Annotated in this window: 18 protein-coding genes and 4 tRNA genes; 18 read left to right on the top strand and 4 right to left on the bottom strand. The window is 65.0% G+C overall.

Going from position 1 to position 21,569, the window contains the following annotated elements; translation table 11 throughout:
• Positions 1-54 precede the first annotated feature (54 nt).
• Together lepA and hemW are read left to right on the top strand one after the other, a co-directional pair.
• Complete coding sequence (gene lepA, locus L1F31_RS10420; RefSeq protein WP_265417229.1) at positions 55-1,923, top strand: translation elongation factor 4; 1,869 nt, start codon at positions 55-57, stop codon at positions 1,921-1,923.
• Positions 1,924-3,153: a radical SAM family heme chaperone HemW gene (hemW, locus tag L1F31_RS10415; RefSeq protein WP_265417228.1), complete on the top strand. Its 1,230-nt coding sequence runs from the start codon at positions 1,924-1,926 to the stop codon at positions 3,151-3,153.
• 86 nt (positions 3,154-3,239) lie between these two features.
• Here hemW and L1F31_RS10410 read toward each other — a convergent pair whose 3' ends face one another.
• The 3 genes from L1F31_RS10410 to L1F31_RS10400 form a co-directional block, all read right to left on the bottom strand.
• Positions 3,240-4,001 (bottom strand): DUF4870 domain-containing protein, encoded by a 762-nt coding sequence (locus L1F31_RS10410; RefSeq protein WP_265417227.1) that lies wholly within the window; start codon positions 3,999-4,001, stop codon positions 3,240-3,242.
• A 113-nt stretch (positions 4,002-4,114) separates the two neighbouring features.
• Positions 4,115-4,780 carry a DUF4870 domain-containing protein gene (locus L1F31_RS10405; protein ID WP_265417226.1) on the bottom strand — a complete coding sequence of 222 codons (666 nt, stop codon included), beginning with the start codon at positions 4,778-4,780 and terminating at the stop codon, positions 4,115-4,117.
• A gap of 103 nt (positions 4,781-4,883) precedes the next feature.
• Entirely contained in the window at positions 4,884-5,750 is an 867-nt protein-coding gene (locus L1F31_RS10400) for a DUF3097 domain-containing protein (RefSeq protein WP_265417225.1), read from the bottom strand.
• Positions 5,751-5,960: 210 nt separating this feature from the next.
• Here L1F31_RS10400 and hrcA point away from each other — a divergent pair, with 210 nt between their 5' ends.
• The 8 genes from hrcA (at position 5,961) to zapE (ending at position 13,990) form a co-directional block, all read left to right on the top strand.
• A complete protein-coding gene (hrcA, locus tag L1F31_RS10395; RefSeq protein WP_265417224.1) occupies positions 5,961-7,007 on the top strand; it encodes a heat-inducible transcriptional repressor HrcA in 1,047 nt (348 codons plus the stop codon).
• A 126-nt stretch (positions 7,008-7,133) separates the two neighbouring features.
• Positions 7,134-8,249: a molecular chaperone DnaJ gene (gene dnaJ / locus L1F31_RS10390; RefSeq protein ID WP_265417223.1), complete on the top strand. Its 1,116-nt coding sequence runs from the start codon at positions 7,134-7,136 to the stop codon at positions 8,247-8,249.
• Positions 8,246-8,998 carry a 16S rRNA (uracil(1498)-N(3))-methyltransferase gene (locus L1F31_RS10385; protein ID WP_265417222.1) on the top strand — a complete coding sequence of 251 codons (753 nt, stop codon included), beginning with the start codon at positions 8,246-8,248 and terminating at the stop codon, positions 8,996-8,998. Before dnaJ ends, L1F31_RS10385 begins: the two co-directional genes overlap by 4 nt.
• Before the next feature lie 55 nt (positions 8,999-9,053).
• Complete coding sequence (locus tag L1F31_RS10380) at positions 9,054-10,103, top strand: PhoH family protein (protein ID WP_265417221.1); 1,050 nt, start codon at positions 9,054-9,056, stop codon at positions 10,101-10,103.
• Complete coding sequence (gene ybeY / locus L1F31_RS10375; RefSeq protein WP_265417220.1) at positions 10,100-10,588, top strand: rRNA maturation RNase YbeY; 489 nt, start codon at positions 10,100-10,102, stop codon at positions 10,586-10,588. The genes L1F31_RS10380 and ybeY overlap by 4 nt, the downstream gene beginning before the upstream one ends.
• A gap of 8 nt (positions 10,589-10,596) precedes the next feature.
• The gene (locus tag L1F31_RS10370; RefSeq protein WP_265420425.1) at positions 10,597-11,901 is read left to right on the top strand and encodes a hemolysin family protein; all 1,305 of its coding nucleotides are present in this window, start codon (positions 10,597-10,599) and stop codon (positions 11,899-11,901) included.
• A gap of 1 nt (position 11,902) precedes the next feature.
• Positions 11,903-12,838, top strand: a complete 936-nt coding sequence (gene era / locus L1F31_RS10365) for a GTPase Era (RefSeq protein WP_265417219.1) — start codon at positions 11,903-11,905, stop codon at positions 12,836-12,838.
• Between the two features lie 144 nt (positions 12,839-12,982).
• Positions 12,983-13,990: a cell division protein ZapE gene (gene zapE / locus L1F31_RS10360; protein ID WP_265417218.1), complete on the top strand. Its 1,008-nt coding sequence runs from the start codon at positions 12,983-12,985 to the stop codon at positions 13,988-13,990.
• Between the two features lie 160 nt (positions 13,991-14,150).
• Here zapE and L1F31_RS10355 read toward each other — a convergent pair whose 3' ends face one another.
• Positions 14,151-14,627, bottom strand: coding sequence for a TIGR02611 family protein (locus L1F31_RS10355; protein WP_265417217.1), 477 nt, complete (start codon positions 14,625-14,627; stop codon positions 14,151-14,153).
• A 136-nt stretch (positions 14,628-14,763) separates the two neighbouring features.
• Here L1F31_RS10355 and L1F31_RS10350 point away from each other — a divergent pair.
• From L1F31_RS10350 to L1F31_RS10315, 8 genes are all read left to right on the top strand, one after another.
• Positions 14,764-14,836, top strand: a tRNA-Gly gene (locus L1F31_RS10350).
• A gap of 26 nt (positions 14,837-14,862) precedes the next feature.
• Positions 14,863-14,933, top strand: a tRNA-Cys gene (locus L1F31_RS10345).
• Between the two features lie 30 nt (positions 14,934-14,963).
• A tRNA-Val gene (locus L1F31_RS10340) sits at positions 14,964-15,035 on the top strand.
• 36 nt (positions 15,036-15,071) lie between these two features.
• Positions 15,072-15,143 (top strand) — tRNA-Val (locus L1F31_RS10335).
• A gap of 195 nt (positions 15,144-15,338) precedes the next feature.
• Positions 15,339-16,691 carry a DUF4190 domain-containing protein gene (locus L1F31_RS10330; RefSeq protein ID WP_265417216.1) on the top strand — a complete coding sequence of 451 codons (1,353 nt, stop codon included), beginning with the start codon at positions 15,339-15,341 and terminating at the stop codon, positions 16,689-16,691.
• Positions 16,692-16,884: 193 nt separating this feature from the next.
• The gene (gene thrS / locus L1F31_RS10325; RefSeq protein ID WP_429860923.1) at positions 16,885-18,903 is read left to right on the top strand and encodes a threonine--tRNA ligase; all 2,019 of its coding nucleotides are present in this window, start codon (positions 16,885-16,887) and stop codon (positions 18,901-18,903) included.
• Complete coding sequence (locus L1F31_RS10320) at positions 18,900-19,508, top strand: HIT family protein (protein ID WP_265417214.1); 609 nt, start codon at positions 18,900-18,902, stop codon at positions 19,506-19,508. The genes thrS and L1F31_RS10320 overlap by 4 nt, the downstream gene beginning before the upstream one ends.
• Complete coding sequence (locus L1F31_RS10315; protein ID WP_265417213.1) at positions 19,505-21,538, top strand: alpha/beta hydrolase family protein; 2,034 nt, start codon at positions 19,505-19,507, stop codon at positions 21,536-21,538. Before L1F31_RS10320 ends, L1F31_RS10315 begins: the two co-directional genes overlap by 4 nt.
• Positions 21,539-21,569 lie beyond the last annotated feature (31 nt).

Genomic DNA, 21,569 nt, shown 5'->3' with positions numbered 1-21,569 from the left:
CGCGCGCAAGTCATGAAAGAATGGGGGATCTGATCTGTCGAAGGAAGGGCGTTCATGTCACCTCAGGTGAATAAGGAAGCTGTGAAGCGGATTTCACCGTCTGCCACCTCACCCGAGCTGATTCGCAATTTCTGCATCATCGCTCATATCGACCACGGCAAGTCGACGCTGGCCGACCGCATGCTCCAGATGACCGGTGTCGTTGAGAACCGCGATATGCGCGCTCAGTATCTCGACCGCATGGACATCGAACGCGAACGCGGAATCACCATCAAATCCCAGGCGGTGCGCATGCCCTGGGAGCACGAGGACACCCCGTATGCGCTGAACATGATCGACACCCCGGGCCACGTGGACTTCAGCTACGAGGTCTCTCGGTCGCTGGCAGCGTGTGAGGGTGCGCTGCTGCTCGTCGACTCCGCCCAGGGCATCGAGGCCCAGACGCTGGCCAATCTGTACCTGGCCATGGAGAACGACCTCACGATCATCCCCGTGCTCAACAAGATCGACCTGCCTGCCGCACAGCCGGAGAAGTACGCCGAGGAGCTGGCGAATCTCATCGGCTGCGAACCCGAGGACTGCCTGCTCGTGTCCGGCAAGACCGGTGAAGGCGTCGAGGAGGTCCTCGACCGGATCATCACCGACATCCCCGCCCCGGTCGGCGACGCCGAGGCTCCGGCCCGGGCGATGATCTTCGACTCCGTCTACGACACCTATCGCGGCGTGGTCACCTATGTGCGCGTCATCGACGGTTCGCTGTCCCCGCGTGAGAAGGTCGAGATGATGTCGACCCGCACCACCCATGAACTGCTTGAGATCGGTGTCTCCTCTCCCGAACCGAAGGCGACGAAGGGACTGGGAGTCGGCGAGGTCGGCTACCTCATCACCGGTGTCAAGGATGTGCGTCTGTCGAAGGTCGGTGACACCGTCACGGCGGCCGCGAAGCCCGCAGACGAGGCGCTCGAGGGCTACCGGGAACCCAAGCCGATGGTGTTCTCCGGTCTGTTCCCCATCGACGGCTCCGACTACCCGGTGCTGCGCGACGCACTCGACAAACTCAAACTCAACGACGCCTCCCTGGCCTACGAACCCGAGACCTCGACAGCGTTGGGCTTCGGCTTCCGCTGCGGATTCCTCGGGCTCCTCCACCTCGAAGTGCTGCGCGACCGTCTCGAGCGCGAGTTCGACCTCGATCTCATCTCCACAGCACCATCGGTCATCTACGATGTGACCTTGGAAGACGGCTCCGAGACGATCGTGACGAACCCGAGCGAATACCCGACGGGCAAGATCAAGGAAGTCCGGGAACCGGTGGTTCAGGCGACGATCCTCACCCCGAGCGACTACATCGGCGCGGTCATGGAGCTGTGCCAGGACCGTCGCGGCAAACTCCAGGGCATGGACTACCTGTCCTCGGACCGGGTGGAGATCCGCTACCGCCTGCCGCTGGCCGAGATCGTCTTCGACTTCTTCGACCAGCTGAAGTCCCGGACCAAGGGATATGCCTCCCTCGACTACTCCGACGACGGTCAGGACGCCTCCGATCTGGTCAAGGTCGACATCCTGCTGCACGGCGATCAGGTCGATGCGTTCTCCGCCATCGTCCACCGCGACAAGGCCTACTCCTACGGTGTGGCGATGGCCGGGAAGCTGCGCAAGCTCATTCCGCGCCAGCAGTTCGAGGTGCCCATCCAGGCGGCCATCGGCTCCCGCATCATCGCCCGAGAGACCATCCGCGCGATCCGCAAGGACGTGCTGTCCAAGTGCTACGGCGGTGACATCAGCCGTAAGCGCAAACTGCTCGAGAAGCAGAAGGAAGGCAAGAAGCGGATGAAGATGGTCGGCACCGTCGAGGTGCCGCAGGATGCGTTCATCGCGGCCCTGTCCTCGGATGAGCCGGATGCGAAAGACAGCAAGAAGTAAGTGCCCGCCCAACCGACCGGTGAGGTTCCTCCGCTCGACGGCTCCCTTCCCGCCTCGGCGGGCATCGGCGCTGCCGACCGGGGGCTGAGCCTCTACGTCCACGTGCCCTACTGCCGCGTCCGCTGCGGGTACTGCGACTTCAACACCTACACGGCCGAGGATCTCGGCCCGGGGGCGTCCCGCGACGACTACCGTGCCAACCTCGCACGTGAGCTCGATCTGTCCGTGTCCACCCTCGCCGAGGCGGGGGCGGGCAACCGTGAGGTCTCGACGATCTTCTTCGGCGGAGGCACCCCGACGCTGCTGGCAGCCCAGGTGCTCGCCGGAGTGATGGACGATATCCGCGCCAGGTTCGACCTGGCCGCCGATGTCGAAGTCACGACCGAAGCGAATCCCGACACCCTGGACCCGGCTTATATCGCGACATTGGCGGGCGCCGGTTTCAATCGCATCTCCATGGGCATGCAGTCGGCGGTGCCGCATGTGCTCAAGACCCTGGACCGGACGCATGACCCTGAGAAGATCCCCGAGGTGGCCCGCTGGGTCAAGGCGGCAGGCCTCGAACTCAGCCTCGACCTCATCTACGGCACCCCAGAGGAGTCGATCGACGATTGGCGCAGGTCTCTCGACGTCGCTCTGGGGAACGAGGTCGACCATATTTCGGCCTATTCGCTCATCGTCGAACCCGGAACGAAGATGGGTTCGATGGTCCGTCGTGGGCAGCTGCCGATGCCCGATGAGGACGATCTGGCCGATAAATACGAGATCGCCGATGCCGCGATGGCCGCCGCCGGACTGCACTGGTACGAGGTGAGCAACTGGTCGACCGGGCCCGAGACTCGCTGTGCGCACAATATGGCCTACTGGCGCAACGCCGATTGGTGGGGGTTCGGTCCAGGTGCGCATTCTCACGTCGGGGGAGTGCGGTTCTGGAACGCCAAGCATCCGAAGGCCTGGTCGGATCGACTGCTGGCCGGCGATTCCCCGGCGATCGGACGTGAGGTCCTCGACGGCAGCACTCGGGAGATCGAGAGGATCATGCTCTCGGCTCGCATCGACAAGGAGCTGCGACTCGACTCGCTGGCCGCCGGCAGCGAACAGGCGATCCGCACCTTCGTCAAGCAGGGTCTGCTCGACGGCGATGCGGCAGACGACGGCTGGTTCCAGCCGACCCTGCAGGGTCGGCTGCTCGCCGATCATATGGTCCGCATCCTCACCGAATACGTGTGAATGAGTCTCGCCCCGCCACCCGGATCGGGTGGCGGGGCGAGCTGCTCTGCGAATCTGCTGGGGTGAGACCCTCGGGGACTGTCAGATCACTTGATCCAGTTCGGGGTCATCGGGATGCGGTATCCCTCACCGCGGTTGGCTGCCAACCCGGCGATGATTTCGATGACGATCATGTAGATCGTGAGTACCGGCAGGAGCAGGAGGATGAGGAATCCGATTCCCACGATCGTGAGGATTCCTCCGATGAGCCCGATGCCGAATGCGGCGATGACGCCGACGATGAGCAGGTTCAGTGACTGCGCACCGTGATGCCGCAGATAAGGGGACTTGTCTTTGTTGATGATGAAGAGGATGAGAGTGACGATCCAGCCGAGGCCGATGACATAGGTAGCGGCGTGCGCCAGGTGTGACCACAGCGCGGTGGTCCGTTCGGTCTGATCGGCATTCCAGAAGCCGACCGAGCCGGGGCCGTAGGCGGCCGGAGGAAGTTCGGCTCCCATCGGCACCGAGGCGGCCGGACCGAAGGCTGAGGAGGCTCCGACGGGACCTGCGCCGTAGCCTCCCGGCTGCCCGTACGATTGCTGGGATCCGTACGGCTGCCCGGAACCTGGGGCCTGCTGCCCTCCGTAAGCCTGCTGTGAACCGTATTGCTGCTGCGAACCATACGCCTGCTGCGAGCCGTACTGAGGATTCTGCTGCTGGGAACCGTAGCCGGGCTGCGAACCCTGCTGCTGCGAGCCGTACTGCTGCTGTGAACCCGCGGGCGGCTGGGAGCCGGACTGCGGAGAGTAGTTCGGAGGCATCGGCCGCGACTGGTCGTTGTTCGGCTGCTGGGGGTTGTCCGACATGAGAGTCCCTTCTGAGGTTGCAGTCACACCACAGTAACGCAGAAGCCCTGCGGTTCAGTGACAACGGGGTGAATGAACGCAGCGACCGGTTCAACTCGCCCGAGGACGATCAATCACTTGACGAAATCGAAGACGAGCGGCATCTTGTAGCCCTCGCCGCGGTTGGCCGCGATGCCGGCGATGATGTAGAGGACGATGTAGACGCAGGGCACGATGAATGCGACATACATCAGGAACATGCTCAGCCCGAAGGTGACGAAGGCGAGAAGGAAGCCGACCATGCCGAAGACGAAGAATGCTGCAATGGTGGCGATCGTGTTCGTGATCAGCGCGTTGAGTCCCTGACGGGTGTGTTCGCGCACGAACGGCGATTCGTCCTTCTTGACGAGGAACATGATGAGAGGCAGGTACCCGAAGAGCAGACTGCCCAGATGCGACCACATGGCCGTGGTCCGCTCCGACTCGCTGGCCATCCAGAAAGGCGGTGATTCGGGGCCGTAGGCGGCGTCGGGCAGATTGCGGGAGTCGAAGAGCGCGGGATCGACGAAAGGCTGTGGCCCACCGGGACCGTACTGCCCACCGGAACCAGGCTGACCGTAACCGGGACCATTCTGACCATAACCGGGCTGCCCGTAGTTCGGCTGCTGGCTGCCGGGCTGACCGAAACTGTAGCTCTGCGCACCAGGCTGTCGGGAGTAGGGCTGCTGCGGCCCCGAGGCCTGCGAGTAGTGCGGGGGCATGGGGCGGCCGCTGTTCGGCTGCTGGGGATTGAACGACATGATGGTCCTTTCACTGCCTTTGTCGTTTCACACTATCCCAGCCATCGGCACCCGGAGGCATCCGAAAGACCCGATCCTGTTCCAGGTTCGCAACAACTGAGGATCAGCCGACAGTGACGAAGTCGATGAGCTCCTCGACCCGACCTGACAGTGTCGGTTCGACATCGGCGATCGTGTTCACCTTCCCGAGGATGCGGACCCACCCGCGGGCGACGTCCCTGTGGTCGGCGTGGGGCCACCCGATCCGGCGCAGAATGCCCGTCTTCCAATCCTCACCACGGGGGACGACCGGCCATTGTCCGATGCCGACGACATGCGGCTTCACGGCCTGCCAGATGTCGACATACGGATGGCCGATGATGTGGACGACATCGCGGTAGCGCGGGTCGGCGCGGACCGCCTCGGCGATCTTCGATTCCTTCGTCCCGTCGACGAGATGGTCGGCGAGCACACCGACCCGATGCTCCCGGTCCGGGCCGAAGGCTGCGAGTTTGTCGGCGACGTCATCGAGGCCGCCGAGGGGCTCGACGACGACGCCTTCGATGCGCAGATCGTCGCCCCAGATCTTCTCGACCAGTTCGGCATCGTGTTTGCCCTCGACCCAGATGCGCGAACCGCGCGCCACCCGCGCCTTCGCACCGGCGACGGCACGCGATCCGGAGGCTGTGCGTCCCGGAGTCTGCGCCGGCTTCTTCGTCGGCAGCCGCAGATCGACAGGCTGACCCTCGAGCAGGAATCCCGGACCCAAGGGGAAGGCACGCACCTTTCCGTTGCGGTCCTCGAGCTTGACGACGACGCCGGACGTGGTCTTCTCCGCACCCACGACCGCGCCGACGTATCCGCTCATCGCATCCTCGAGGACCATGCCCAGCCCGAGCTCGACCGGACGGGACTTCTTCGGACGGTGAGACGACGGTGAGGAGCCGGAGAGCACATCGGGTCCATAGCGATCAAAAGCATTCACGGGCACCTACCCTAATCAAGGAGCCTCCGGACCTCGCGCAGACCCGCGGGCCGCCCCGGAAATGAGGAAGACAGCCCCAGAAATGAAATCGAGAGGCGAGAGGCGTAGAATTGGCACTCAGACGCGATGAGTGCCAGACCGGGCACGGTCAGGTCGGCATGCGGATCGTGTGCCAGGAACACGGCGCGCGGAGCAGAGACGGGGAGGAGGTCCGTGATGAATGACAGCAGACGAGCACAGGTGCTGCGCGCCATCGTCGAGGACTTCGTCGCCACCAACGAACCCGTCGGCTCGAAGGCGATCGTGCAGCGCCACACCCTCGGCGTCTCTCCGGCGACGATCCGCAACGACATGGCCCAGCTCGAGCAGGAGGGCTATATCGCCCAACCGCACACCTCAGCTGGTCGGATCCCCACCGACCTCGGCTATCGGATGTTCGTCGACCGCATCGACGAATTCAAACCGCTGACCAGCGCCGAACGGCGGGCGATCTTCCAGCTCATCGACGGTGACGTCGACCTCGACGAAATGCTCGACCGCACCGTGCGCGTGCTGTCGGGACTGACCCACCAGGTCGCACTCATCCAATATCCGACTGTCTCCCGCGCCCGGATCAAGCACATCGAGATCGTCGGCCTCGGCCCCGGCCGCATCCTCGTCGTCCTCATCACCGACGCCGGACAGGTCGAACAGAAGATCATCATCACATCGGCCTCAGTCGACGACGACACGATCCGCGGACTGCGTGACCAGATCAACACCGAATTCGCCGGCCGCAAGCTCTCCGCGGTCCTCGGCTCCGCACCTCTCGCCGAGGCGGCCGGTGCCAATCCCGGTCCGAGTGAGTCCGAGGCCCGCGACGAGAACGGCCTTCGCCAGATCCGTGCCGCCGTCATCGACCTCGTCGCCGCCACACGCGAAGAGCGCATCATCATGGCCGGCACCGCCAACCTCGCCCGCTCGGGTCACGAGTTCGGCGAGAAGATGGCCCCCATCCTCGAAGCCTTCGAGGAACAGGTGGTGCTGCTCAAGCTGCTGACCTCGATGGCCGAAGACCAGGACGAGATCAGCGTGCGCATCGGGCGTGAGAATACTCACGAATCATTCAGTTCGACTTCCGTCGTGGCCGCCGAATATGGTCATGACGCGGGTTCCTCGGCCAGACTGGCGGTGCTCGGTCCTACCAGAATGGACTATCCGACGACGATCTCGGCTGTCCGAGCCGTCGCGAAGTACGTGTCCTCGATTCTCGATCGAGGGTAGGGCCCCTGGGCAGGCAGAGCCGGAGGCGCCCGGCAGCGGGCACAACCACATCGGTGAGGACTGCGCACACGCGCCGGGACCACCACGAACAGAGAACACCACTACGTCAGGGAGAGAGAAGTTTCTGTGGCCGATCACTATGAAACACTCGGAGTGTCCAAGGATGCTTCTGCGGCTGAGATCAAGTCGTCGTACAGGAAGCTGGCACGCAAATACCACCCGGACGTCAATCCCGGCCACGAGGACGAATTCAAAGCCATCTCACTGGCCTACGATGTGCTCTCCGACCCGGAGAAGCGCCGCAACTACGACATGGGCGGCGGCGAGAACGGTCAGGGCTTCCCAGCCGGCGGCGGCTTCGGCGGTTTCGGAGACATCTTCGAAACCTTCTTCGGCGGCGGAGGCGGACAGGCGGCAGGCCCGATCCCACGCACCCAGCGCGGCAAGGACGCGCTCGTCGGGGTCAACATCGACCTCAGGACCGCGGCCTTCGGCGGCACCGTCGACCTCGATGTGACCACCGCCGTCGTCTGCGACACGTGCTCCGGTGCCGGAACCCAGGAAGGCACCTCGGTCGAGACATGCAGCCTGTGCCATGGTGCCGGCAGCGTCCAGCGCATGACCCGGACCCTGCTGGGCCAGATGGTCACGAACCAGACGTGCAACTCCTGCCACGGCTTCGGCACAGTCATCCCGAACCCCTGCCTCAACTGCCAGGGCGACGGACGAGTGCGCAAGCAGCGGACGATGAAGATCCGCATTCCCGCCGGAGTCTCCGACGGCACCCGCATCCAGCTCTCCAGCCAGGGCGAGGTCGGCCCCGGCGGCGGACCCGCCGGCGACCTCTTCGTCGAGGTCATGGTCACCCGCCATGAGGTCTTCCACCGTGACGGCGACAACCTCCGTGCCGCAGTGGCCGTGCCGATGACAGCGGCCACCCTGGGTGCGACGATCCCGTTCGAAACCTTCGACGGAACCCAGGACCTCAACATCGCCGCCGGCACCCAGTCGGGCACGGTCGTCAAACTTCCCGGACTCGGAGCGACCCGCCTGCGTTCGGAGACCCGCGGCGACCTGCTCATCACCGTCGATGTGCTCACCCCCGAGAAGCTCGATGACGAACAGCGCGAGCTGCTCGAGAAGCTCGCACAGCTGCGCGGAGAAGAAGCCCCGCGCGCGCAGATCAGCACCGAGAACCGTGGAGTGTTCTCCCGGATGCGCGAAAGGTTCGCCGGTCGGTGAGCCTTCCCGTCTTCCGCTCCGCAGCGGCCGCCGAGGCGGTCCCCGGACAGGTCCTCACCCTCGGTGAGGACGTGGCCGGGCATGCGGTGCGGGTGCGACGGATCGGGCCCGGCGAGGTCATCGACATCGTCGACGGGGCCGGCACACGTGCCCGCGGCACCGTCACGACCGCCTCGGCGACGGAAGTCTCCATCGACGTCACCGCTGTGACCACGGAACCGGCCCCGGCACCGCGCCTCGTCCTCGTCCAAGCACTGGCCAAGGGAGACCGCGACCTGCAGGCCATCGAAACGGCCACAGAGATCGGCGTCGACGACGTCATTCCCTGGGCCGCCGAGCGCTCGATCGCCGACTGGCCGGCGAAGAAGCGGGAGAAGATGGCGGCGAAATGGGAGAACCTGCTCCACGCCGCATCCCTGCAGGCCAGGCGCTCCCACTTCCCGCAGCTGCACGAACTCGTCCGCGGCGCCTCCCTGGCCCGACACCTCGACGATTCCGATGCGGTCTTCGTCCTCCATGAGACCGCGCAGACCACGCTGACTGCTGCCCTGCGAGACCTCACGACAGGCGAACTGCCCGACCGCATCGTCTTCGTCGTCGGACCCGAAGGCGGCATCAGCGACAGCGAACTCACGGCCCTGCAGGAACATGGCGCCGCACCTGTGCTGCTGGGCCCGACCATCCTGCGATCCTCGTCTGCCGGATCCGCCGGCCTCGTCTTGGCCCAGAATTCATTGGGCCGATGGTGAGGCATCGGACTAGGATGGAAGCACACTCCGGCGCCGCCGGCGACGGCGCGCCCGCATGCAAAGGAACATTCTGGACATCACCCACCCCACCACGGACCCTGTGAACACCGACTCCGACTCGACCGGCGCCGACGCCCCGGCGGACTCCCATGCCGCTGACTCCGTGCGGCTCGTCATCCCCGACTCCATCGACCTCGTCGAATTCTTCGGACCCGGGGAAGCGAACCTGCGCACCCTGGAGAAGTCGTTCGACGACCTCGACATCCACGTGCGCGCCAACCAGGTCCAGGCCGCCGGCGATCCGAAACGGGTCGAAGCCTTCGTCAGCGTCATCGGAGAGCTGAAGAAGCTCTACGCGGCCGGACATCGGATCAACGATGAGACGATCGAACGGGTCACGAAGTTCTCTTCCGAAGGGGCGGCCGCCTCGGCGGTGTTGGGCACGAACATCCTGTCCACGCGGGGCAAGTCGATCCGTCCGAAGACGATGGGCCAGCACGACTACGTCAAGGCCATCCGCAACCACACGATCACCTTCGGCATCGGCCCCGCCGGCACCGGCAAGACCTACCTGGCCATGGCGATGGCCGTCAACGCCCTCCAGCACAAAGAGGTCTCGCGGATCATCCTCACCCGGCCCGCCGTCGAAGCCGGCGAATCCCTGGGCTACCTGCCGGGCACCCTGAACGAGAAGATCGACCCCTATGTGCGCCCGCTCTACGATGCGCTGCACGATATGGTCGACCCCGAATCGATCCCGCTGCTCATCGAGACCGGCACCATCGAGGTCGCACCCTTGGCGTATATGCGCGGACGCACACTCAACGATGCCTTCATCATCCTCGACGAAGCACAGAACACGACTGCCGAGCAGATGAAGATGTTCCTCACCCGGCTCGGCTTCGGCTCACGCATGGTCGTGACCGGAGACGTCTCCCAGATCGACCTGCCGGGCAAGACCCGCAGCGGACTCAAGGTCGTGCGTGAGATCCTCGACGGCATCGACGACATGCAGTTCTGCGAACTGGGCAGCAAGGACGTCGTCCGGCACTCGCTGGTGACGAAGATCGTCGAAGCCTACGACCTGTGGGGGAGTGCCGAATGAACACCGAGATCCTCAATGAGACCGACGCCGAGGTGGACCTCGACGAGGTCGTGGCGCTGACCGAATACCTCGGTGAGGCCCTCCACATGCATCCCGGTGCCGAACTCGCCGTGACCATGGTCGATTCCACGGCGATGTCGGAGCTGCATGTCACGTGGATGGACCTCGAAGGACCGACCGACGTGATGTCCTTCCCCATGGATCAGCTTCACCAGGGCGAACCCGATCGACCAACCGAAGGACAGATGGGCGACATCATCATCTGCCCCGAGGTGGCCGCGGCCCAAGCCGAAACCGCCGGCCACTCGACGATGGATGAGATCCTGCTGCTGACGGTGCATGGATTCCTCCACCTCCTCGGCTACGACCACGGCGAGCCCGAAGAGCGTGAGGAGATGTTCGCCCTGCAGCGGCATCTGCTGCTGACCTTCTTCGCCGCCCGCTACGACGGTCGCACCGACATTCCCACCCCCACCGAGGTCTGACCGTGTTCATGTACTTCCTCGGGGCGGCTCTGTGCCTCGTCATCGCCGCCACACTCTCAGCCGTCGATGCGGCTCTGCTCAACGTCTCCCACCATGCTGTCGAGGAGGTGAAGGAAGAGGGCAAGCGCGCGGCAGTGCGTGTGGAGAAGATCCTCGCCGACCTGCCGACGAACATCAACGTCATCATCTTCGTCCGCAACTTCCTCGAGGCGCTGGCCACGGTCTTCATCGCCCTGGCCTATGACTCGTACTATTCGGTGGGGCCGCTCATGGTCTTCCTCACGGTGCTCACCGCCTCGGTGGCCGTGTTCATCATCGCGGGCGTGTCCCCGCGCACGATCGGCAAACGCAGGTCCCTGGCCGTGTGTCTCAACCTCAGCTGGGTCGTGCGCATCGTCCTCGTCGTCCTCAAACCGCTCACCCGCATCCTCGTCGTCCTCGGCAACCTGCTGACCCCGGACAAGGTGTACAAGGACGGTCCGTTCGTGACGTCCGAGCAGCTGCGCGACCTCGTGGAGAGGGCCAGCGAATCCGACGTCATCGAAGACGGCGAACGCGAGATGATCCAGTCTGTGTTCAACCTCTCCGACACCTCCGCGAACGAGGTCATGGTTCCGCGCACCGACCTCATCACCGTCGACGCCGATGTCAGCCTGCAGAAGACGATGAGTCTGTTCTTCCGGTCCGGCTTCTCCCGCATCCCCGTGTGCGGCAACGACCTCGACGACGTCCGCGGCGTCGCCTACCTCAAAGACGTGGCCCGGCGCCTCAACCTCCACCCCGATGAAGCCGATCGGCCCATCGGGTCGCTGGCGCGCAGCGTGCTCTTCGTGCCTGAGACGAAACCGGCTGATGATCTGCTGCGGCAGATGCAGCTGGACTCCACGCATCTGGCGATCCTCGTCGACGAATACGGCGGCACCGCCGGGCTCGTGACCATCGAGGACATCGTCGAGGAGATCGTCGGAGAGATCGAAGACGAATACGACAACGGCGACGACGAACTCATCGCCGAGGCGGACGGGTCGTTCGTCATCAGCACCCGCATGTCGATCTCGGACTTCGCCGAGTACTTCGACGTGCGCATCGACGAAGACGACGTCAACAGCGTCGGCGGACTGCTGTCGAAACTCATCGACAGGGTGCCCATCGACGGTTCGCATGCGAGCATCGAAGGCCTGAACATCACAGCGATGGAAGGCCAAGGACGCCGCCACCGCATCACCCATGTGCGGGTCACCCGCAACGCAGACGACACTGCCGAGGCGAAGACAGTCGCGGCCGGAAGCCCGGGGACGAAGGAAGAAGACTGAGATGGAATTTCGCACCGATTATCCCGAGGACTACCGCGCCGGCTTCGCCTGCTTCGTCGGCCGCCCCAACACCGGCAAGTCGACGCTGACGAACGCCCTGGTGGGGGAGAAGGTGGCGATCACCTCGGCGAAACCGCAGACGACGCGGCACACGATCCGCGGAATCGTCCACCGCGACGACCACCAGCTCATCCTCGTCGACACCCCCGGACTGCACAAACCGCGGACGCTGCTGGGAGCCCGACTCAACGACCTCGTGGCCTCCACCCTGAGCGAGGTCGATGTCATCGGCTTCTGCCTGCCTGCCGATGAGGCGATCGGCCCGGGCGACCGCTACATCGCCTCCCAGCTGGCGCTGCTGGACGGGCGGACCCCGATCGTGGCATTGGTGACGAAGGTCGATCTCGTGCCCAAGGACAAGGTCGCCGAGGCGCTGCTGGCCGTCGGCGAGCTCGCCGACTTCGCCGATGTCGTCCCGGTCTCCGCGGTCGACGGCTTCCAGATCGACACCGTCGATTCCGTCCTGTCCTCCCATCTGCCGGTGTCGCCGCCGCTGTACCCCGACGGAGATCTCACTGATGAGCCGGAGGAGAAGATGATCGCCGAGCTCGTCCGAGAGGCCGCGCTCGAAGGCGTCCGCGACGAACTGCCGCACTCCCTGGCCGTACAGGTCGAGGAGATGTACCCGCGGGAGGGACGCAGCGAGGACAACCCGCTGTGGAACGTCCACGTCAATCTCTACGTCGAGCGGCCCAGCCAGAAGGCGATCATCATCGGCAAGGGCGGCAGCAGGCTCAAGGCGATAGGCTCGGAGTCCCGACAGGGCATCGAACGTCTGCTGGGCACCAAGGTGTATCTCGACCTCCACGTCAAGATCGCCAAGGACTGGCAGCGCGACCCCAAGCAGCTGGGTCGGCTCGGTTTCGACTTCAGCTGAACGCGGCCGGCTCGTCTCCGGGACCCGGGCTTCGGGCGCACGGCGGGGGACCCTTGTCCTTGGGGGGCGAACGCATTGTGAGCGGCCCCACACGTAAGGGTCCGAATTCAGTCGGGCCCGTGGGCCTGCCTTAGACTAGGCCGAGTGAATGCCGAGCAGACTCTGGTCGCACTGAGCGACCGATCCCCACAGGTTGCCCCCGACGAGCTCATCGCGGGCCTCGTCCCTCCGCCGCAGTTCGAGGATGTGTCCTTCGACAGCTATCGCACCGACCCTGCCGAACCTTCGCAGGCCGAAGCGCGGAACAAGCTCGAACAATTCACTGCGGAGTCGAGCTCCAAGGGGTTCTTCGGCAAACTCTTCTCCAAGGGAAAGTCCGGACCCAAGGGCGTCTACCTCGACGGCGGCTACGGCGTCGGCAAGACCCACCTTCTCGCTTCTGCGTGGCATGCCAATGAGAAACCCGCCACCTTCGGAACCTTCGTCGAGTACACGAACCTCGTCGGTGCCCTGGGCTTCGCCCGCGCCCGCGATGATCTGTCGCAGATGAAGCTCGTATGCGTCGACGAATTCGAACTCGACGATCCCGGCGACACGGTGCTCATGTCCCGGCTCATGCGTGAACTCACCGACGCCGGGGTGAAGATCATCGCGACGTCGAATACACTGCCGGGATCCCTGGGGGAGGGCCGCTTCGCCGCTCAGGACTTCCTCCGCGAGATCCAGGCGCTGGCCGACCAGTTCGAGGTATTCCGCATCGACGGTCAGGACTATCGTCATCGGGCACTGAGCTCCCCGGCCGACCCGCTGCCCGCCGATGAACTCGACGCGGCCATGGCGACGCTCGAAGGCACCGTGGCCAGAGACGACTTCTCCCAGCTGCTGTCCCACCTGTCCACGGTCCACCCCTCACGCTATGGGCGGATGGTCGACGGTGTGGATGCCGCTGTGTGGGAGAACGTGACGACGATCGACAACGAGAGTGTGGCCCTGCGCTTCGTGGCTCTCGTCGATCGTCTCTACGATCGCAACGTCCACATCATCAACTCAGGGGCGCCGTTGGACAAGATCTTCACCGAGGAGTCTCTGGCCGGCGGGTATCGGAAGAAGTACATGCGCTGCCTCTCGAGGCTGACCGCGCTGTCGTCCTGACGCTTCTTCCGCTGTGGCCGCAGCGAAGCGTATGCCCGCTGATCCTGGTTGAGGATCGGCGGGCATTTCGCATTCATCGGTTCGGCGCAATGGCCGCAGGCGGCGCAGCCGAGTGGGAAATCTGTACGGTCAGCGCAGTCCCGGCCGGGTGTCCGCCCGGTCAGTGCAGACCGAGCACCTCGAGTACGGGCAGATCCGGCACCCAGTCCGGCAGGCCGGTGAGCCGCAGAGCGCACCAGACGATGAAGCAGACGAAAGCCGCGGTCAGCCCGCCGATCGTCCAGCGCACCCACAGCGGCTGAGCCATGATCCACTGCGTCCACTTCTCCACATTCACTCGAACGAAGTGAAGCAGCCTCTGCGCCCAACGGAATTCGCTGGAGATGATGAAGAGACCGATGATGACGATGAGCCAGCCCGGGCCCGGCAGAGGCACGAGCACGAGTCCGATGAGGACGACGAGCGTGCCGAGTCCGCCGACGATGGTGCGATAGACGCGGGCGGTGTGCGGATTCGCCAGCACCGTTCGGCGCCACCGGAGGAACGCCAGACGCAGCTTCCTCCAGGGCCTGGGGCCCTGGCGATGGTGGCGGGACAGCCACCCCTGAGGGCGGGTGCGCGGGCGTTCGACATTCACCTGACTACTATATGTACGCAACCCTGAAAGCTTGATCTGCGCCTGTGACCACGATCACCCGATTCCGATTTTGCGTATGCCGCCACCTGCGTATAGAGTTATATCTCGTTGCGAGGGAAACCCCGCAGCGAGAAATGCGGATGTGGCTCAGTTGGTAGAGCATCACCTTGCCAAGGTGAGGGTCGCGGGTTCGAGTCCCGTCATCCGCTCGGAGGCGTCATGGCACTGCCTTGGCGGTGGCGTGGCCGAGAGGCGAGGCAGCGGCCTGCAAAGCCGTATACACGGGTTCGAATCCCGTCGCCACCTCGGATGGTCAGCAGGAATGCTGACTGACAAGCGCGATTGGCGCAGCGGTAGCGCGCTTCCTTCACACGGAAGAGGTCACTGGTTCGATCCCAGTATCGCGCACAGGGACCATCGGTTCCGGTGCAACAAATGAATAGAGCGCGATTGGCGCAGCGGTAGCGCGCTTCCCTGACACGGAAGAGGTCACTGGTTCGATCCCAGTATCGCGCACAGAAGAAGCCCCGGGTGATCTACCCGGGGCTTCGTGCATTCCGCAGACGTTGGTGGATCACAGGGTTCCGTCGAGAGTCCAGGTTCGGGTCTGTCAGGTTCTGTTGCAGGTCTGGAACGGATCGGTATGCGGTTCTGAGCAAGTTTGCTAGTACTCTGAGTGTTGTACCTAACGACGATGACTTCGGAGCACTCATGTCTACTCCTCAGAACCCCTACGGTTCCGGTGACGGTTCGGGCGGCAACAACCCGAATGGCCAGAACCCCAACGGCCAGAACCCCAACGGCCAGAACCCGAACAATCAGCCGCCGAGCGCACCCGGCTACGGCAGCGACCAGAACTCAGGACAGCAGCCTCCGCAGTACGGTTCGCAGCCCTCGCAGCCGAACTACGGCCAGGGCGGCAACGACGGATCCCAGGGATACGGGCAGCAGCCTCCGCAGTACGGTTCGTCAAACGACCAGAACCCATACGGTCAGAACTCCGGCGGCCAGGACCAGAACCAGTACGGCTCACAGCCGCACTACGGCCAGAACCAGAGCCAGGATCAGAGCCAGTACGGTTCCCAGCCGCAATACGGTCAGGATCAGTACGGTCAGAGCCAGGGCCAGTACGGTCAGGATCAGTACGGGCAGAACCAGTACGACCCCAACGCTCAGTACGATGCCAACCAGTACGGTCAGCAGCCGGCCTACGCAGGTGCCGAAGGTTCGTCCGACCAGTTCATCCCGGCCAACCCGAATGCAGCGTACGGGCAGTACCCCTCGGGGTCCGGCAACAACACCTCGAAGAACATCTGGGGCATCCTCGCCCTCATCGGCGGCATCGTCGGTATCCTCGGTGCCTTCGTCTTCGGTGGCGGTGCGCTCTTCGGCATCGCCGCAATCATCTTCGGCTTCGTCGGACTCTCCGCGATCAAGAAGGGCCTGGCGAACAACAAGGGCCTCAACATCACCGGCATCATCCTCGGTGCTGTGTCCATCATCATCTCGATCATCGTGATCGTCGCGACCGTCATGTTCGGCGCGTTCATCTTCAGCGCCGCCGAAGATGCGGCCAGCTCCTCGGCGCCGGCCGACCCGAGCCAGGGTGCCGGCCAGGATCCGGGCGAGGGGGCAGGCGGCTCCGACGGAGGCGAGGGCGCTCCGGCACAAGGCGGAGAAGTCACGATCGGCACGGACCTCACTGCTGCTGTGTCGGTCAGTTCGGGCACCGCGAGTTCGAGCGCCTCCGGAGCCGAATCGACCAACGGCCAGATTGCTGTCGTCACCATGACCGTCAAGAACAACTCGAGCAGTGACGTCAAGATGACCCTTTCCGATCTGACCGCCAACAACGGCTCCGGCAAGGAGTACGACGACGTGTTCGACAGCAGCGGTGGCTACCGCGGCTCGCTCGCCTTCGCCGATCCTGTCCCCGCCGGCGGTGAGAAGACCTACAAACTGGCTTTCGCCGTGCCCTCGTCGGACATCGACAATATGCGCGTCCAGCTCAAGCTCAGCGAAGATCTCGGCAACGGCACGGACTTCGAGTGGAAGAAGCAGTGACGAGAAGCACCACGGGCACTCGCTGAATGCGAGACCCCGCGGTCACCGCGGAACACCTCGAGCAACACAATCGGGTGGCAGTCGACCGACTGCCACCCGACTGATCTGCGGCAGTCGAATTGGTACTAGAATCTAAGGGCGAGAAGTCCTCGGTCCGGACGATCCCGGGCGGACTCAGACGAACATCCAACGAATGGAGAAATCAGTGGCGGACAGCATTGACTGCGCGGGCGAAAGCATTCCCTGGAAAGAGGGACTGACCGGCACGGAGATCTTCTCCACCGACCGCACAGTCATCGCCATGTGGCTGAACGGCGAACCCGCCGACCTCAGCCGCCAGCCGCAGCCGGGCGACTCGATCGCTCCGATCACCATCGACTCCGACGCCGGACTCGACATCCTCCGCCATTCGACCGGGCACGTCACTGCCCAAGCTGTGCAGGAGCTCTTCCCCGGCACCAAGCTCGGGATCGGCCCCTACATCACCGACGGCTACTACTTCGATTTCGACGCGGCCGAGCCCTTCACTCCCGAAGACCTCAAGGCGATCCAGAAGAAGGCCGCCCAGATCGTCAAGTCCGGGCAGACCTTCAACCGCGTCGTCGTGACCGAAGAAGAGGCCCGGCAGCGTATGGCCGACGAGCCGTACAAGCTCGAACTCATCGGCGACAAGGGCTCAGCCGCCGACGACGGCTCCTCCGTCGAGGTCGGCGGCAGCGAACTCACCGTGTACGAGAACGTCGACCGCAAGGGCGAGGTCGTGTGGCAGGACCTCTGCCGCGGACCCCACCTGCCCAACACCAAGCTCATCGGCAACGGCTTCGCCATCACCCGCTCCTCGGCCGCTTACTGGCGCGGAGATCAGGCGAACGCGAGCCTGCAGCGCGTCTACGGCACCGCGTGGGCCTCGAAAGACGATCTCAAGGCCTACCAGGACCGCTTGGCCGAGGCGGAACGCCGCGACCATCGCAAGCTCGGCGCCGAGATGGACCTGTTCTCCTTCCCCGAGGAGCTCGGCTCTGGTCTGCCCGTCTTCCACCCCAAGGGCGGAGTCATCAAGCGGGAGATGGAGGACTACGTCCGTGCCCGCCACATCGAAGAGGGCTTCGAATACGTCGGCACGCCGCACATCTCGAAGGAGACCCTCTACTTCACCTCGGGCCACCTGCCCTACTACGGGGAGAACATGTTCCCGGCGATGTCCGTCGACGAGGTTCGCGACGACTCCGGACAGGTCGTCAAGGAGGGCACCCCGTACCGCCTCAAGGCGATGAACTGCCCGATGCACAACCTCATCTACCGCTCCCGCGGCCGGTCCTACCGTGACCTGCCGCTGCGGCTGTTCGAGTTCGGCACCGTCTACCGCGACGAGGCCTCCGGCGTCATCCACGGACTCACCCGCGTGCGCGCGCTGACCCAGGACGACTCCCACTCCTACGTCGCGCAGGAAGACGCGGCGAAGGAGATCCGCCACCTGCTCAACTTCGTGCTCAGCCTGCTGCGCGACTTCGGGCTCGACGACTTCTACCTCGAACTCTCCACCCGCGACGAAGAGGGCAAGAAAGCCGACAAATTCATCGGCTCCGACGAGCAGTGGGCCGAAGCCACCCGCGTCCTCGAGGAAGTCGCCGCCGAGACCGGTCTCGAACTCGTTCCCGACCCGGGCGGAGCCGCCTTCTACGGACCGAAGATCTCCGTCCAGGCCCGCGACGCCATCGGCCGCACCTGGCAGATGTCGACCGTGCAGCTCGACTTCAACCAGCCCGAACGCTTCGGACTCGAATACGTCGCCGCCGACGGCTCCCGTCAGCAGCCGGTGATGATCCACTCCGCGAAGTTCGGCTCCATCGAACGCTTCCTCGGCGTGCTCACCGAGCACTACGCCGGAGCGTTCCCCGTATGGCTGGCCCCCGTCCAGGTCACCTGCATCCCCGTGGCCGAGGAGTTCAACGACTACCTCGCCGAGGTCGCCGCACAGCTGCGTGCCGTGGGTGTGCGCGTCGAGATCGACGACAGCGACGATCGCTTCCCGAAGAAGATCCGCAACGCCTCGAAATCGAAGGTCCCCTTCACCCTCATCGCCGGGGGAGAGGACCGCGACGCCGGAGCCGTGTCCTTCCGCTTCCGGTCCGGTGAACAGGACAACGGGGTCGCCGTCGCCGAGGCGGTGCGCCGAATCCTCGACGCGATCGAGACCAAGGCCCAAGTATGAGCGAAAGCGGCGTGGACACGTCCGCACCGGAGGACAACGGCGGCGGCAGCCTCGGCGAGGGGATTCCCCAGCCCGAGGCTGCCGCCGGGTTCCCCGGGGAGCCCGACGGCTTCCAGCGTCTGTGGACCCCGCACCGAATGGTCTACATCGACGGTCAGGACAAGCCAGAGGATTCGGGGTCGTCCGAATGCCCGTTCTGCACCGCGCCGTCGAAGACCGACGCCGAGGGACTCGTCGTCGCCCGCGGCGAGGCGGTGTACGCCGTGCTCAACCTCTACCCGTACAACCCGGGCCACCTGCTCATCTGCCCCTACCGGCACGTGGCCGACTACACGGACCTGAGCGAAGACGAGACGATCGAGCTCGCCCACTTCACGCAGAAGGCTATGCGCGTCATCCGCGCCGTCTCCGGTCCCCACGGATTCAATCTGGGAATGAATCAGGGTCCCGTCGCCGGTGCCGGCATCGCCGCACACTTGCACCAGCATGTGGTGCCGCGGTGGGGCGGAGACGCCAATTTCCTGCCCATCATCGCGCAGACGAAGGCCCTGCCGCAGGTGCACGCCGATGTGCAGCAGCGGCTGTCAGAAGAATGGAATCGATGAACCCCGAAGACCTCGACACACTTGCCGAATACACCTCACCCGGATGGGACGGCGACGAAGCCGTCATCGCGATCCGCAGACCCGACCTCGAATCGAACAGCTACCTGTCCCAGCTGTTCGCGCTGACTTCCGAGACCTCACGCCGGCTCACACACGCCTGGCACGATTCGGCCCCGCAGATCGGTTCGAACTGGTCGGGATACCTCAGCGCGGAGAAGAAGGCCGCCCCGCAGCTCTTCGCCGGTGCCACGCTGGAGACGGCGCATCAGATCACGGACAGCCACCTCGGCGTGTCCGAATTCGCACTCGACGACACCGGTGCACGTGCCCTCTACATCGCGCGGGTGGCCGAACCCGGCCGCTACGGTACCGATGATGACGTTCCGGCCGCCGAGGAGGCACCCCGCCGGATCACCACCGCGGGCTATCTGAGCAACGGGCTCGGGTACACGAACGACCGCCCGGCCCGAGCCTTCCTCGTCGACCTCGTCGAACCCGGACTCGGGAAGGCGGGGCTGCGTGGTGCGGGAGAAGTGCCGCTGTCGACCCTGCTGAGAACCCCGGAGTCCGACGTCCACGATCCGCAGTTCTCCCCGGGCGGACACTGGGTGAGCGTGATCGCCGCTGTCGCACCCGATCGGGGGCAGCCCGATCTGCGCAGCACAGTGTGGCTGCTCGGAGCCGAAGAGTCACGGCCCCTCGACCTGCCCCGGATGAGTGTGAGCCAGCACGTGTGGATCGACGAGGAGACCGTGCTCCTGCTCGGCAACGACCTGACCCGCGACGAACTCGACTTCGTCGGGCAGATGCCCGGACTGTTCGTCCACGATCTGACGACCGGTGCCACGAGGCGCCTGACCGATCCGGAGACCGTGGCGCTGGCGCCGATCCGACCGCAGGTTCACGGGGGAGAAGTCATCGCCGTCATCGACACCGACGGCGCATCCCGGCTTGTCAGCATCGATCTGAGCGCCGAGGAGATCGGCATCGAGGAGCTCGTCTTCCTCAGCGACGACACGACCGTCGTCAACGGCTTCGATCTGGGAGATTCGGGTCTCGTGTTCACCGGGGCGACCCCGGCCTCACCGGCTGTGCTCGGACGGATCGACCTCGGTGCCACCTCGGCGAGCGATGCCGGCGACGAGGCCGCCTCTGCGAGCGATGCCGGCGACGAGGCCGCCTCTGCGGCCCCTGCGAGCGTGGCCGCTGCCCCCGCCGTGGTCATCAAGGAGCACCCGGCTCCGGCGAACTCCGTCCGTCCGGACGTGCTGCGTGTCGACGGCGAGGGCGGCACCGTCACCGGCTGGCTGGCCACGCCGGCAGGCCCGGGACCGTTCCCCGTCATCCTCAACATCCACGGCGGACCCTTCGCCCAATACACGCATTCCTGGTTCGATGAGACCCAGGTGCTGACCTCGGCCGGGTACGCCGTCGTCTACTCGAACCCGCGCGGCTCCGGCGGCCGCACCCGAAGCTGGGGAACCGCGGTCCAAGGCGATATGGCGGCCCCGGCGATGGCCGATGTGCTCGCCGTGCTCGACCACGCGCTGGCGACCGAGCCGAGCCTCGATCGGAACCGAATCGGAATCCAAGGCGGATCCTACGGCGGCTACCTCACCGCCATGACCATCGCCGGCGATCACCGCTTCCGGGCCGCGATCGTCGAACGCGGATACCTCGACCCCGACAGCTTCGTCGGCACCTCCGACATCGGACGCTTCTTCACCGAGGAGTACACGAGCCGGAACCGTGAGGCCATCGCGGCACAATCGCCGCTGGCTCACGCCGACCAGGTCGGCACTGCGACCCTGGTGATGCATTCGGAACTCGACTTCCGCTGCCCGCTCGAGCAGGCCCAGCAGTACTACGCTGCTCTGCAGCGGGCCGGCGTCGACACGGAGCTGCTCATCTTCCCGGGGGAGAACCACGAGCTCTCCCGGGCCGGGCAGCCGCGGCATCGTCGGCAGCGTTTCGAAGCCATCCTCGACTGGTGGGACCGGCATCTGACCGACCCTGTCGGAAGGTCATGAGCCTCGAGTTGGTCGGGACGCCGCGATGCCG

The organism is Brevibacterium spongiae (assembly GCF_026168515.1).
GTDB lineage: Bacteria > Actinomycetota > Actinomycetes > Actinomycetales > Brevibacteriaceae > Brevibacterium > Brevibacterium spongiae.
This window is presented reverse-complemented; position numbering and strand designations above follow the sequence as displayed.

What these genes read in the sequence shown, in the direction of transcription:
- lepA (WP_265417229.1), top strand. Translation starts at nt 55, where the DNA reads ATGTCACCTCAGGTGAATAAGGAAGCTGTGAAGCGGATTTCACCGTCT.
- L1F31_RS10410 (WP_265417227.1), bottom strand. Translation starts at nt 4,001, where the DNA reads ATGTCGGACAACCCCCAGCAGCCGAACAACGACCAGTCGCGGCCGATG.
- L1F31_RS10405 (WP_265417226.1), bottom strand. Translation starts at nt 4,780, where the DNA reads ATGTCGTTCAATCCCCAGCAGCCGAACAGCGGCCGCCCCATGCCCCCG.
- hrcA (WP_265417224.1), top strand. Translation starts at nt 5,961, where the DNA reads ATGAATGACAGCAGACGAGCACAGGTGCTGCGCGCCATCGTCGAGGAC.
- L1F31_RS10380 (WP_265417221.1), top strand. Translation starts at nt 9,054, where the DNA reads ATGCAAAGGAACATTCTGGACATCACCCACCCCACCACGGACCCTGTG.
- ybeY (WP_265417220.1), top strand. Translation starts at nt 10,100, where the DNA reads ATGAACACCGAGATCCTCAATGAGACCGACGCCGAGGTGGACCTCGAC.
- L1F31_RS10370 (WP_265420425.1), top strand. Translation starts at nt 10,597, where the DNA reads ATGTACTTCCTCGGGGCGGCTCTGTGCCTCGTCATCGCCGCCACACTC.
- era (WP_265417219.1), top strand. Translation starts at nt 11,903, where the DNA reads ATGGAATTTCGCACCGATTATCCCGAGGACTACCGCGCCGGCTTCGCC.
- L1F31_RS10330 (WP_265417216.1), top strand. Translation starts at nt 15,339, where the DNA reads ATGTCTACTCCTCAGAACCCCTACGGTTCCGGTGACGGTTCGGGCGGC.
- thrS (WP_429860923.1), top strand. Translation starts at nt 16,885, where the DNA reads ATGGAGAAATCAGTGGCGGACAGCATTGACTGCGCGGGCGAAAGCATT.
- L1F31_RS10320 (WP_265417214.1), top strand. Translation starts at nt 18,900, where the DNA reads ATGAGCGAAAGCGGCGTGGACACGTCCGCACCGGAGGACAACGGCGGC.
- L1F31_RS10315 (WP_265417213.1), top strand. Translation starts at nt 19,505, where the DNA reads ATGAACCCCGAAGACCTCGACACACTTGCCGAATACACCTCACCCGGA.